Below are 12,743 nucleotides of genomic sequence, written 5' to 3'. Positions count from 1 at the left end.
TCCCCGTCAGTCACGTCACGCCCTGTCAGTCTTCTCAGGGACTCCACAGCGGCGCGATCTTCGACCCGCCGGACGCGGCCTTACGATGGGACCCATGTCTGCTTCGCCTGGCCGCCGTGTCCTGCTCGCCGCCCCCCGTGGCTACTGCGCGGGTGTGGACCGCGCCGTGATCGCCGTCGAGAAAGCCCTGGAGCAGTACGGCGCTCCGGTCTACGTCCGCCACGAGATCGTCCACAACAAGTACGTCGTGCAGACCCTGGAGAAGAAGGGCGCGATCTTCGTCGAGCAGACGGAAGAGGTCCCGCCGGGCAACATCGTCATGTTCTCGGCGCACGGCGTGGCCCCCGTCGTCCACGAGGAGGCCGAGCGCGGCCGCCTCGCCACCATCGACGCCACCTGCCCGCTGGTCACCAAGGTCCACAAGGAAGCCGTCCGCTTCGCCAACGACGACTACGACATCCTCCTGATCGGCCACGAGGGCCACGAGGAGGTCATCGGCACCTCCGGCGAGGCCCCCGACCACATCCAGCTCGTCGACGGCCCCGGCGACGTCGACAAGGTCGAGGTCCGCGACCCGTCCAAGGTCGTCTGGCTCTCCCAGACCACGCTGTCCGTCGACGAGACCATGGAGACCGTCGACGCCCTGAAGGAGAAGTTCCCGCAGCTCATCTCCCCGCCCAGCGACGACATCTGCTACGCCACGCAGAACCGCCAGCTGGCCGTGAAGCAGATGGGCGCCGAGTCCGACCTGGTGATCGTGGTCGGCTCCCGCAACTCCTCCAACTCCAAGCGGCTCGTGGAGGTCGCCAAGATCGCGGGCGCCCGCGCCGCCTACCTCGTGGACTTCGCCGACGAGATCGACGAGGCCTGGCTGGAGGGCGTGACCACGGTCGGCGTCACCTCGGGCGCCTCCGTGCCGGAGGTCCTGGTCGAGCAGGTCCTGGAATGGCTCTCGCAGCGTGGCTTCGAGGACGTCGAGATCGTCAAGGCCGCCGAGGAGTCCATCACGTTCTCCCTGCCCAAGGAGCTCCGCCGCGACCTGCGCGAGGAGGCGGCGGCGCTGGTCGCCGAGCGCGGCGGGGCCGGGGCCGGTGAAAATTCCGGGGAGTGATCGCGGACGGGCCGGGCAGCCACCGCTGTCCGGCCGTGACTGTCAGTCGTTCGTCGTAACGTAGGGCCATGCAGATCTTCGGTGTGGACATCGGCGGTTCCGGGATCAAGGGTGCCCCGGTGGACCTGGACAAGGGCGACCTGGCGCGGGAGCGCCACAAGGTCCTCACCCCGCACCCGGCCACGCCCGACGGGGTGGCCGACGGCGTCAGGCAGGTCGTCGACCACTTCGGCTGGACCGGACCCGTCGGGGTCACGTTCCCGGGCGTGGTCACCGACGGAGCCATGATCCGTACGGCGGCGAACGTCGACGACAGCTGGATCGACACCGACGCGCGGGCACTGCTCGGCGAGCGGCTGGGCGGCCTGCCGGTGACGGTGGTGAACGACGCGGACGCGGCGGGCGTCGCCGAGATGCACTTCGGCGCCGGCCGCGACCGCCGGGGCACAGTGATCCTGCTGACGTTCGGCACGGGCATCGGCAGCGCGGTCTTCGTCGACGGCGTCCTGGTCCCCAACACCGAGCTGGGCCACCTGGAGCTGGAGGGGCACGACGCGGAGAAGCGCGCCTCCAGCAAGGCCCGCGAGGACCACGACATGACGTGGGAGCACTGGGCGGCGCACCGCGTGCGCAGGTACCTCGCCCATGTCGAGATGCTGTTCTCGCCGGAGCTGTTCATCATCGGCGGCGGCGTCAGCCGCAAGTCCCACAAGTTCCTGCCCTACATCGAGGGCATCAAGGCGGAGATCGTCCCGGCGCAGCTGCAGAACAACGCGGGCATCGTGGGGGCGGCGATGCGGGCGGCCGGACACTAGCCGGGCGGGGCCCCGCGCCGTCACATCGGCGGGCGGGCCCCGGCCGTCCGCCGCCGGTGCACCAGCCTGATCCGCCGGACGATCACGATCAGCCCGGCGATCAGGGTCCCGCCGTACAGCCACCCGGCCTGCGTGGCGAGCGCCGTCAGCAGCCCCATCAGCCTGCCGCCGGTCCCTCCGTCGCCCTCGGCCACCGGCAGCAGCCCCACGGCGAACGCGATCGGCACGACCACGGGCGCGGTCATCAGGTCCCCCCGGCGCACCCAGAGGGCGGTCAGCACGCACACCGGCAGGAACAGCACGCCGTACGCCGTCAGCGACGCCCCGAACAACACCGCGCACAGCGCGCCGAGCAGGAACATCACCATCCCGCAGAACAGACCGCTGCCCAGCCCGGTCAGCCGCGGGTTCGGCATCCGCCCGGCGGCGGGCGCCGGCGCGGGCGCGGGCCGCCGTACCGGCGCCGGACGGCGCTGCGGGCCCGGCGGCCGGGCCGTGCGCACGGGTCCGCCGCCCGCCCCCCGTTTCGCCTGCGGCGGCAGGGGCGGCCTCGGCCGGTCACGTCGCGGTCCGTACTGGGCAGGTCGCGTCCTGTATTGCTCCACCGCACCAACTTAGGTCGTTCAATATGCCGAATGGCCCGTCAGACACGCCGTGGGCCGAGGCTTGGCCAAGCGTTCGATACGCCTCCCGGGGCGGTTCCGGGTACGCCGTAGACTGGTGGATCGGCCGGTCCCCTGGCCCCCTGGCCCTCTCCACTCACGGGAAGTCGCAACGTGTCGCTCACGATCGGAATCGTCGGTCTGCCGAATGTCGGCAAGTCGACCCTGTTCAACGCCCTGACCAAGAACGACGTGCTGGCGGCCAACTACCCGTTCGCCACGATCGAGCCCAACGTCGGCGTCGTCGGCGTGCCCGACCCCCGGCTGACCAAGCTGGCGGAGATCTTCTCCTCGCAGCGGGTCCTTCCGGCCACCGTCGACTTCGTCGACATCGCCGGCATCGTGCGCGGCGCGTCCGAGGGTGAGGGCCTGGGCAACAAGTTCCTCGCCAACATCCGCGAGTCCGACGCGATCTGCCAGGTCATCCGCGCCTTCAAGGACGAGAACGTCGTGCACGTCGACGGCAAGGTCTCGCCCAAGGACGACATCGAGACGATCAACACCGAGCTGATCCTCGCCGACCTCCAGACGATCGAGAAGGTCCTGCCGCGCCTCCAGAAGGAGTCGCGGATCAAGAAGGACATCGCGCCGAAGGTGAAGGCCGTCGAGGAGGCCAAGGAGATCCTGGAGAAGGGCGACACCCTCTTCGCGCACGGCATCGTTCAGGGCACCGAGCGCAACGAGCTCCTGCACGACCTGCACCTGCTGACCACCAAGCCGTTCCTCTACGTCTTCAACGTCGACGAGGACGAGCTGGTCGACGAGGACTTCAAGAACGAGCAGCGCGCCCTGGTCGCCCCCGCCGAGGCGATCTTCCTCAACGCCAAGCTGGAGGCGGACCTCGCCGAGCTCGACGAGGACGAGGCCCTGGAACTCCTCCAGTCCGTCGGCCAGGACGAGCCCGGCCTCGCCACCCTTGCCCACGTCGGCTTCCGCACCCTCGGCCTGCAGACCTACCTGACGGCCGGCCCCAAGGAATCCCGCGCCTGGACCATCAAGAAGGGCGCCACCGCCCCCGAGGCCGCCGGCGTCATCCACACGGACTTCCAGAAGGGCTTCATCAAGGCGGAGGTCATCTCCTTCGAGGACCTGGTCGAGGCGGGGTCGGTGGCGGAGGCCCGCGCGAAGGGGAAGGCCCGGATGGAGGGCAAGGAGTACGTGATGCAGGACGGGGACGTGGTGGAGTTCCGCTTCAACGTGTGAGCGTATGAAGTGACATCAGGTCGCTGACGCGGCGAACGTTCAATCAGGAGGGGCCGGGCTCGTGGAGCCCGGCCCCTTCGTCGATCTCGTGCTGAGCACTGCTCGGGGGTGTCGAAACCGTGCTGTCGATGATAAGTTTCAGGCTGGAACTGAAACAAAAGGGCGCTGCGCTGAAGCGGCCCGAATGAAATGCAAGCCACGAAGGAGGGGACCTGCTGATGATGTCGACGCCGAGTCGAGCGCTGGCCAACTACCCCAACAGGTTCGACCCCGCAGCGCTCGGTGAACTGCCTGAGCGGTTGCGGTCCACCGTCAGGCGGCGAAACAAGGTGCTGGGGCCTGGGTACGCGCTGAACTACCGGGAGCCGGTCGAGTTCGTCTCCGGTCGAGGGGCTCACCTGTTCGACCGGGAGGGCAACGACTACCTTGACGCCTACAACAACGTGCCGTGCGTCGGTCACGCACACCCGCACGTTGTCGAGGCTGTGTCCCGCCAGATGGCGGCGGTCAACACCAACACCCGCTATGTGCAGGAATCACTCGTCGACTACGCCGAGCGCCTCGTGGCGACCATGCCCGAAGGGCTCTCGAAGGTCAGCTTCGCGTGCAGCGGGTCGGAGGCGAACGACCTGGCCATGCGCGTGGCTCGCTTCCACACGGGCGGCGAGGGAATCGTGGTGACTCGCTGGGCGTACCACGGTCTCACTCGCGAGGTCGCGAGCTTCTCGCCGACGCTCGGCGCGGGGTCACCGCTCGGGCCGAATGTGCGGCTCATCGAAGCTCCTGATCCACGGCTCGTCCCGCCTGGTTCATCGCTTCCCGACTACATGCGCAGCCAGGTGCGCGGCGCGATCAACGATCTCGAGCGTCACGGCTACCGGCTTGCGGCGCTGATCACCGACTGCGCGCACTCGAGCGACGGCATCTACACCGATCCTGTCGGTTACCTGCGTGACATGGTCGAGGAGGTGCACGCCGCGGGCGGCGTGTACATCGCCGACGAGGTCCAGTCGGGATTCGCCCGGCTCGGAGAGTCGATGTGGGGGTTCAGCCGCCATGGAGTGCTTCCGGACATCGTCACGATGGGCAAGCCCATGGGCAACGGCATGCCGATCTCCGGCGTGGTGTTCAGGCCCGAGGTGTGCGACGAGTTCGGGCAGAATGTCCGTTACTTCAACACCTTTGCCGGCAGTTCGATCGCGGTTGCCGCCGGTGCCGCGGTACTGGACGTCTTCGAGGCGGAGAACGTGCGGCAGCGAGTGCTCGACAACGGCCGGGCGCTTCGAGCCGGTCTCGAGGAGATCACTCGCGAGTCTCCCCACGTGGCGGAGGTCCGCGGCAGTGGTCTGTACGTGGGCGTCGAACTCGTGAAGGACCGGGAGTCGCTGGAGCCCGACCGTGTCCGCGCCGACCACGTCATCAACGACATGCGCGAGCGTCGCGTCCTCATCAGTGGCACCGGGGAAGCAGTCAATGTGCTCAAGATCCGACCGCCGCTGGCCTTCGACTCGGCCGACGTGACGCGATTCCTGGAGACCTTCGCGGAGATCGCCGAGACGCGCCTGTAGCAGGCCGAAAGCCGAAGGGACCGAACGGTGAACACCTCGCCCCCCGCACGTGTCGTCCAGCAGTTGTTCCAGGAGAGCGGCCTGGCATCGTCCCACGAGCCCATCGAGACCAACGTGGTGGGCGACCTCCTCGCCCGGCACTATCGGCTGAGCGGACATCTGGAGCGGCTGGCAACCGAGAAGGACGACACGTTCCGGCTGCGGACCGGCACGGCCGACCATCTCGTCAAGGTTTCCCCGCCCGATGAGGCGGTGGCCGTCGTAGCGCTGCAAACGGCTGTGATGCGTCATCTCGAAGCCGAGGCTCCTCATCTCCCCGTCCAGCGGGTCGAGGAGACGACCGAAGGCGGCGACAGCGTACCGATCGAGACGAAGGACGGCCGGGTCCGAGTCCTGCGCGTCTTCGACTTCGTCGAAGGCGCCGTCCTCGCGCGGACGAACCCCGATCCCCACCAGCTCGCCCAGGCCGGACAGATGCTCGGGCGAGTGGATCTGGCTCTGCGGTCCTTCAGGCATCCAGCGGACGAGCGGCGCCTTGTGTGGGACCTTCGGCACTTCGACCAGCTGAGGGAACTCATCGAGTACACGCCCGGCGCCGCGCACCGTCGGCTGGCCCAAGAGGTGTTCCGCCTTTTCCACGAGACCATCGTGCCGAGACTGGGTGATCTCGAGACCCAAGTGATCCATGGTGACTACAGCCCCTACAACGTCCTGGTGGATCCGCGGACAGACGGCTTCGTCACGGGAGTGATCGACTTCGGGGACAGCATGCGCAGTGCCTTGATCTTCGATCCCGCTGTGTCTCTCGCGAACCTTCTCGGCCGGACACCGGGGGATCCCTGGCGTGAGGCATGCAGTTTCGTCGCGGGATACGAGCGGGCCCGGCCGATCAAGGACACCGAACTCCCGCTCCTCCCTGTCGCCGCGTTGGCCCGCCTCACACTGCGCGCGCTGGTCACCCACTGGCGCGCGGAACGAGTGCCGGAGCGTCGCGACTACCTGCTCGAGCACGCCAGAGACGACTGGGTCAACGTGGAGCGGGCCATGGCCGTCGCCATGGAGGAGGTTGTGGCCCGCCTGCTGAGCACGCGCCATGACACGCCTTGAGCGGTGCCTACGCCCACGGACAACTCGGCACGTCCGGCAGCGACCGTCGGCTCGGGCTGCGTACGGTCTCGCTAAGGTCATGAGGTGAGCAGCATCAACCCCACACCACGCGACTACAACAAGGCACGTGTCCTTGACGTGGTTCTCTCCCACGCGCCGTTGACCCGGAACAGGCTTGTCGAGCTCACAGGGTTGAGCAAGGCGACGGTGTCGCGGGCCGTCGAGGAACTGCGCTCGGACGGGTTCGTCGTGGACGGGGGAGTCGACGCCGTCGTCGGGCGCGGCCGTCCGTCGACGTACCTCGATGTGCCCGGGACCGCCGGACACGTCGTGGGCGTCGGCTTCGGTGCCGTGACCACCGGCGTGCTGGTGACCGACCTGCGCGGCCGTGAGGTCGGACACGTGGTCGTTCCGACGGTCGAGCACCACGACGTCCCCGCTGCCGGCCGGTGGCTGGTCGACCTGATCGCACAGACCAGCGCATCCGCACGAGGGCCACTGCGCCAGGTCGTCGCGGCACTGCCCGCCCATGTCCGCGATGGCGCCGAGGTCTTTCGGCCTGCCGAGCCGATGAGGATCTTCTCCGGCAGAGACCTCCACCGAACCGTCGAAGAACTCGTCGGTGCTCCGGTGACCTTCGACAGTGACGCGAACGCGTCCTTGCTCCAGGTACTCATGGACGACGCGAGTGTCCATGACGCCGCCCTGTTCAGTGTCAGCAGCACCCTGAACTTCGCCACCTGCAGGGACCAGGAACTGGCTCGGGGACGTACTCCCGCGTTCGGCGACATCGGTTCCCTCGCCTCCGGCTTCGACGACCGCCCCCTCAACGGACTGCTGAGCACCGCAGGGCTTGTGAAGTTCGCTCGTGAACACGGGCTGGACATCGAACGCGTCGAGGACCTGTGGCTGGCACCTCAGGACCATCGAGCCCGTGCGGAGACAGTCAAGGCGTTCACGACGGCGGTCACGACGGCCGTGAGCATCGTCGCCGTGACACTCGACCCCGAGTCCGTCTACTTCGTGGGCCGGTTGCGCCCCTTGGTGGACGAGGTGCTCCCCGAGGTACGCAGGCGGCTCGAACAGACCCTGCCGACCGGCCCCCGGGTCACGACCGTCTCCCAGGTCCTGGGGCTGTCGGTGGCACGCGGCGCGGTACACGCCTGCCTGGCCATGACCCACAACCGCCTACGGGACACGCTGCTCAAGGCACGCAGTCAGGGACCGAGGCAGGGGCAAGCCGCGCCGGCATTCTGATCCGGACCCACGTCCGGCCCGGTGGACGTGCCGTGTGGCAGGGGGCCGGTCGGAGCTGTGCTCGAGAAGCGATCGAGTCCCGGCGCCCGGTGTCCGGAACTCGTTGCGGCGGGCGGGTTTGTCGCGCATGCTCTAAACGCGTCCGTCAGCGCCGCCGGAAGCTGCTCCTCCGCTCAACTCCCCCTCAAAACACGCCCGTTGGGGACATCCGTGGGAGGTACTCAAATTTAAGTGCCCGGTGGTACGGTGTGGCTTCCGACGGACGGAGTGAGTGCATGGACGAACAGGACGAGGTGCTCGACAGCCCGACCGGCTGGGTGGCTACGCATGTGCGTCGGTACGTGGCCAGCGAGGGCGCGAGCGGGCACATCTGGTACGGCAAGCCGACGCTGCTGCTGACCACGCGGGGGCGCACGTCCGGGGCGCTGCGGCGGACCGGGCTGATCTACGGGGAGGACGGGGGGAACTACGTCATCGTCGGGTCCAACGGCGGATCCGACCACCATCCCCACTGGTACCTGAACCTGCTGGCGGAGCCGCGGGTGCGTGTGCAGGTGGCCGCCGAGACGTTCGAGGCGGTCGCCAGGGAGGCGGAGGACGAGGAACGGGCGCGCCTGTGGGAGGCGATGACCGTGATCTTTCCGCAGTACAAGAGCTACCAGAAGAAGACCGACCGGAAGATCCCCGTCGTCGTGCTGGAGCCTCAGGGGCCCGCACAGGGGTGACGGGTGTCCCACGCCCTCGGTGAGGGGGCGGCGACGGCGATGCTCGGGGGGAGTGCGCGTCGGTCGGGGGCCTGGTTCCGCCGGGCCCCGCGCGCGGACGGCAGGGGGCCGTGCCGTGAGGGGGGACGCGTCATAGCGCCGTTCCACCCATTCGTTTCTCATCGAAGGGTTGGGGATGTGTCATGGGCGGATTCAGTCGTCGCGGATTTCTGAGAACGACGGGGGCCGGGGCCGCCGCGGTCGCCACGGCGGGGGCCGCGGCGGCACCGGCCGAGGCCGCGCGGACCAAGGCCGCCGTCTGCGTGCCGGAGGCGCCCGCCGCCACGGTCGGCACCGCCGATCCCCGGTACGCGGAACTGGTCAGCAGGGGATTCAACAGCCGCTTCGTCGGGACGCCGGACCTCGTGCACGTGGTCCACACGCCCCGGCAGATCGAGCAGGCCGTCACGGACGCCGTCGCGGCCGGCAAGCAGATCGCGGTCCGCAGCGGCGGGCACTGCTTCGAGAACTTCGCCGACCACCGCGACGTCCGCGTGCTGATCGACACCTCGCCCATGCGCGCGGTCTACTTCGACAAGGAGCACCGGGCGATCGCGGTGCAGCCCGCCGCCACGCTCGGCGAGGTCTACCGCACGCTGTTCTACGACTGGGGCGTGACCCTGCCCGCCGGAGTCTGCCCCCAGGTCGGTGCCGGCGGGCACGTCGCCGGCGGCGGCTACGGGCCGCTGACGCGGCGTGACGGAACCGTCGTCGACCATCTCCACGGCGTCGAGGTCGTGGTCGTGGACGCCGCGGGCAAGGCCCGCACCGTCACCGCCACCCGGGAGCCGAACGACCCCAACCACGACCTCTGGTGGGCACACACCGGGGGCGGCGGCGGCAACTTCGGCATCGTCACGCGCTATCTGTTCCGTACGCCCGGAGCCACGGGCGCCAACCCCTCGGCGCTGCTGCCCAAGCCGCCCACCCGGCTCCGCTCCACCTTCGTGACCTGGTCGTGGGCCGACCTGGACCTGGCCCGGTTCACCCGGCTCGTCACCAACTTCGGCAAGTGGTACGAGGCCAACCACGCCGACCCCCGGTACGGCAGCCTCTACAGCACCCTGCACCTCAACACCCACGCGGTCGGCTCCGTGTCACTGGAGGCCCGCTTCGACGGCGGCCGCGCCGACGCCGCCGAACTGATCGAGCGCTACGTCGCCGCCGTCAACGCGGGGACCGGCCTGGAACCGGCCATCGAGCACCAGGACGACCTGTGGCTCCAGGCCACCCTCGGCGCGCGCTTCGACACGGGCGGGTACGACCGGCACAAGTCCAAGAGCGCCTACCTCCGGCGGACCTGGACCCCCGAGCGCATCGCGACCGTCCACAAGCACCTGACCGACCCCGCGTTCGACGGCTGGGGCGCCGTCGACCTCTACTCCTACGGGGGGAAGGTCAACACGGTGGCGCCCGGTGCCACGGCCGTGCCCCAGCGGGACTCGATCCTCAAGGCCTGGTTCTCGGCCACCTGGATGGATCCGGCCCTCGACGACCAGCACCTGAACTGGATCCGCGAGCTGTACCGGGACGTCTTCCGCGACACCGGCGGCGTCCCCGTGCCCAACGACGAGCACGACGGCTGCTACATCAACTATCCCGACACCGATCTCGCCGACCCGCGCTGGAACACCTCCGGCGTGCCCTGGCACACCCTCTACTACAAGGACGGATACCGCCGCCTCCAGCAGGTCAAGGCGAAGTGGGACCCGCGCGGGGTCTTCCGCCACCCGCTCTCCGTCCGGCTCCCCTGATCCCCGGCTGAAAGGAAACCGTCACCGTGCGACCCGGCCGAGCCGTCGGTACACACATCACCCTGGGAGGCGACCTCACCGTGGGCCGGCTCGGCTTCGGGGCGCTCCGGCTCACCGGACCCCACCACTGGGGTCCGCCCACCCGGCCGGACAAGGCCGCCGAGGTGGCGCGGTGCGCGGTCGAACTCGGCGTGACGTTCATCGACACCGCCGACGTCTACGGACTCGGGGCCAACGAGGAACTGCTCGCCACGGCGCTCCACCCCTACCCGCCGGGCCTGGTCGTCTCCACCAAGGCGGGCGAGGTCCGGCCGAGCCCGCACCAGTGGCGGGTGCTCGGCCGGCCCGACTACCTGCGCCAGCAGGCCGAACTGAGCCTGCGCCGGCTGCGGCTGGAGCGGATCGAGCTCTTCCAGCTGCACCGGGTCGACCCCCAGGTGCCACTGGAGGACCAGGTCGGAGCACTCAAACAGCTCCAGGACGAGGGCAAGATCCGCCACATCGGGCTCTCCGAGGTGACGGTCGAGCAGATCGAGCAGGCCCGCGGTGTGGCCCGCATCGCGAGCGTGCAGAACAAGTACAACCTCTACGACCGGCGCTACGAGAAGGAGTTGGCGCACTGCGAGCGGGAAGGCATCGCCTTCATCGCCTGGAAGCCGCTCGCCGGTACCGCCCGGCCGGCCCCGGACAGCGCCCTCGCCCGGGTGGCGGCGCAGGCGGGGGCGACGACGACGCAGGTGGCGCTCGCCTGGCTGCTGCACCGCTCGCCGGTCGTGATGCCGATCCCGGGCACGGCGTCCCTGTCCCATCTGCGGGCGAACATGGCGGCGGCGGACATCGCCCTCGACGACGAGCAGGTGGCCCTGCTCGACGAGGAGTGAGGAGCCCGGGGACGGCCGGGCCGGGGGCGACCGTCCCCGGCCCGGCCGGACGCGCGGCCGGTCAGGCGCTCATCTCGTTCGCCACGGCCATGACGTACTCGCCGTACCCGGAGCGCGAGAGTTTCGCCCCGAGCCGATGGCAGGCGTCGGCGTCGATGAAGCCCATGCGCAGGGCGACCTCCTCCAAGCAGGCGATCCGTACGCCCTGCCGGTCCTCCAGGGTCTGCACGTACTGGCCGGCCTGGAGCAACGACTGCGGGGTGCCGGCGTCGAGCCAGGCGAATCCGCGGCCGAATGTGACGAGCTTGGCCCGGTCCTGTTCCAGGTAGATCCGGTTGACGTCGGTGATTTCCAGTTCGCCGCGCGCTGACGGGCGTATTCGGCGAGCGATCTCCACGACGTCGTTGTCGTAGAGGTAAAGCCCGGTGATGGCGAGATTCGACCTCGGTTTCTCGGGCTTCTCCTCCAGGGAGAGGAGCCGGCCTGTTTCGTCCACCTCGCCCACGCCGTAGCGCTCGGGATCGGTGACCGGATATCCGAAGAGGACACACCCGTCGATGTCCCGGGAGTGCGCCGCGAGCAGGTCGTAGAAACCGTTTCCGTGAAAGATGTTGTCACCGAGGACGAGGGCGACCGAGTCGTCGCCGATGTGCTCGGCCCCGGTGAGGAAGGCCTGTGCCAGTCCGTTGGGCACGGGCTGTTCGGCGTAGGTCAGGGAGATCCCCAGGTGGCTGCCGTCCCCGAGCAGCCTGCGCAGCTGGGGGATGTCGCCGGGCAGGGCGATGATGAGGATGTCCCGGACGTCGGCCAGCATCAGGGCCGAGAGTGGGTAGTAGATCAGCGGCTTGTCGTTGACGGGGAGCAACTGCTTCGAAACAGCCAGGGTGATCGGGTGTAAACGGCTTCCATAGCCGCCCGCCAGGACAATTCCTTTCACTGGCTCCTCCTTTGTCTGGGCATTCTCTGTGACAGTAGGCCGGAAGCCTCCCGGCGGACAACAATCGTCCTCGCGGTATTGACCGTGCTGCGAGGTGAGGGCACCGGGAACGCCTTCTGATCGAGTCCGCTCGATCGGTTCTCGAGTCTGCCCCTTCCGAATCTGCATAGGGTGCACTTCATGGCCGTTGGCGACCGAGGTGATGCGACATCCGCTCGGTAACCGAAGTAGTCGGCCGGCACCGCAGGAACGAGAGGTATCGGCCCCAAGGGGAGGAAGAACTGTCGTGGCGGCACTGACGAGTGAGAGACTTTTTGCCATCCTGCGTGAGTGCGCGGGGGAAGAGGAGTCCGTAATCGGGGCGGAAAACGCAGTTGACCTGGAATTCACAGACCTCGGGTACGACTCGCTGGCGCTCCTGGAGACGGCCGCCCGGGTCTCGCGCGAGTACGACGTGGAGATCCCGGAAGAGGACCTCTCCGAGGTGACGACACCCGCCGGATTCCTGGCCGTTGTCAATACGCTGCTGAAAGTGGCTTGAATCATTCGGTGGTGCTCGTCCCGACCGGGTCAGTTCGTTGATTGTGCAACTTCTTGGTTGTCTGTGCAACGAACTCCGGTACCGACAGCGCTTTCCGTATCGGGCGAAATTCGGGTTTCTCTGTGGGGAACTCGTGAACGGCC

Annotated in this window: 12 protein-coding genes; 10 read left to right on the top strand and 2 right to left on the bottom strand. The window is 68.7% G+C overall.

Going from position 1 to position 12,743, the window contains the following annotated elements:
* Positions 1-85 precede the first annotated feature (85 nt).
* Complete coding sequence (locus tag ACSUPV_RS14385) at positions 86-1,111, top strand: 4-hydroxy-3-methylbut-2-enyl diphosphate reductase (RefSeq protein ID WP_078650603.1); 1,026 nt, start codon at positions 86-88, stop codon at positions 1,109-1,111.
* Positions 1,112-1,179: 68 nt separating this feature from the next.
* Complete coding sequence (ppgK, locus tag ACSUPV_RS14380; RefSeq protein ID WP_037757678.1) at positions 1,180-1,926, top strand: polyphosphate--glucose phosphotransferase; 747 nt, start codon at positions 1,180-1,182, stop codon at positions 1,924-1,926.
* Positions 1,927-1,946: 20 nt separating this feature from the next.
* Here the strand turns inward: ppgK and ACSUPV_RS14375 are convergent, their stop codons facing one another.
* Positions 1,947-2,531: a DUF6542 domain-containing protein gene (locus ACSUPV_RS14375; RefSeq protein ID WP_382612648.1), complete on the bottom strand. Its 585-nt coding sequence runs from the start codon at positions 2,529-2,531 to the stop codon at positions 1,947-1,949.
* Positions 2,532-2,702: 171 nt separating this feature from the next.
* Here ACSUPV_RS14375 and ychF point away from each other — a divergent pair, with 171 nt between their 5' ends.
* The 7 genes from ychF (at position 2,703) to ACSUPV_RS14340 (ending at position 11,122) form a co-directional block, all read left to right on the top strand.
* Positions 2,703-3,791, top strand: coding sequence for a redox-regulated ATPase YchF (ychF, locus tag ACSUPV_RS14370; RefSeq protein WP_031119669.1), 1,089 nt, complete (start codon positions 2,703-2,705; stop codon positions 3,789-3,791).
* A 218-nt stretch (positions 3,792-4,009) separates the two neighbouring features.
* Positions 4,010-5,359: an aspartate aminotransferase family protein gene (locus ACSUPV_RS14365; protein ID WP_436947610.1), complete on the top strand. Its 1,350-nt coding sequence runs from the start codon at positions 4,010-4,012 to the stop codon at positions 5,357-5,359.
* Between the two features lie 27 nt (positions 5,360-5,386).
* Positions 5,387-6,466 (top strand): phosphotransferase, encoded by a 1,080-nt coding sequence (locus ACSUPV_RS14360; RefSeq protein WP_436947609.1) that lies wholly within the window; start codon positions 5,387-5,389, stop codon positions 6,464-6,466.
* Positions 6,467-6,550: 84 nt separating this feature from the next.
* Positions 6,551-7,723: an ROK family transcriptional regulator gene (locus ACSUPV_RS14355; protein WP_037757685.1), complete on the top strand. Its 1,173-nt coding sequence runs from the start codon at positions 6,551-6,553 to the stop codon at positions 7,721-7,723.
* Between the two features lie 275 nt (positions 7,724-7,998).
* Positions 7,999-8,448: a nitroreductase family deazaflavin-dependent oxidoreductase gene (locus ACSUPV_RS14350; protein ID WP_031119665.1), complete on the top strand. Its 450-nt coding sequence runs from the start codon at positions 7,999-8,001 to the stop codon at positions 8,446-8,448.
* A gap of 182 nt (positions 8,449-8,630) precedes the next feature.
* Positions 8,631-10,241: an FAD-binding oxidoreductase gene (locus ACSUPV_RS14345; RefSeq protein WP_078650604.1), complete on the top strand. Its 1,611-nt coding sequence runs from the start codon at positions 8,631-8,633 to the stop codon at positions 10,239-10,241.
* Positions 10,242-10,267: 26 nt separating this feature from the next.
* Complete coding sequence (locus ACSUPV_RS14340; protein WP_436947607.1) at positions 10,268-11,122, top strand: aldo/keto reductase; 855 nt, start codon at positions 10,268-10,270, stop codon at positions 11,120-11,122.
* Positions 11,123-11,183: 61 nt separating this feature from the next.
* Here ACSUPV_RS14340 and rfbA read toward each other — a convergent pair whose 3' ends face one another.
* Positions 11,184-12,059 (bottom strand): glucose-1-phosphate thymidylyltransferase RfbA, encoded by an 876-nt coding sequence (gene rfbA, locus ACSUPV_RS14335; protein WP_078650605.1) that lies wholly within the window; start codon positions 12,057-12,059, stop codon positions 11,184-11,186.
* A gap of 286 nt (positions 12,060-12,345) precedes the next feature.
* Here rfbA and ACSUPV_RS14330 point away from each other — a divergent pair, with 286 nt between their 5' ends.
* Positions 12,346-12,600 (top strand): acyl carrier protein, encoded by a 255-nt coding sequence (locus tag ACSUPV_RS14330; RefSeq protein WP_031119660.1) that lies wholly within the window; start codon positions 12,346-12,348, stop codon positions 12,598-12,600.
* Positions 12,601-12,743 lie beyond the last annotated feature (143 nt).

It is taken from the genome of Streptomyces sp. SudanB52_2052 (assembly GCF_964272415.1).
Taxonomy (GTDB): domain Bacteria; phylum Actinomycetota; class Actinomycetes; order Streptomycetales; family Streptomycetaceae; genus Streptomyces; species Streptomyces olindensis.
This window is presented reverse-complemented; position numbering and strand designations above follow the sequence as displayed.

What these genes read in the sequence shown, in the direction of transcription:
- ACSUPV_RS14385 (WP_078650603.1), top strand. Translation starts at nt 86, where the DNA reads ATGGGACCCATGTCTGCTTCGCCTGGCCGCCGTGTCCTGCTCGCCGCC.
- ppgK (WP_037757678.1), top strand. Translation starts at nt 1,180, where the DNA reads ATGCAGATCTTCGGTGTGGACATCGGCGGTTCCGGGATCAAGGGTGCC.
- ACSUPV_RS14365 (WP_436947610.1), top strand. Translation starts at nt 4,010, where the DNA reads ATGATGTCGACGCCGAGTCGAGCGCTGGCCAACTACCCCAACAGGTTC.
- ACSUPV_RS14350 (WP_031119665.1), top strand. Translation starts at nt 7,999, where the DNA reads ATGGACGAACAGGACGAGGTGCTCGACAGCCCGACCGGCTGGGTGGCT.
- ACSUPV_RS14345 (WP_078650604.1), top strand. Translation starts at nt 8,631, where the DNA reads ATGGGCGGATTCAGTCGTCGCGGATTTCTGAGAACGACGGGGGCCGGG.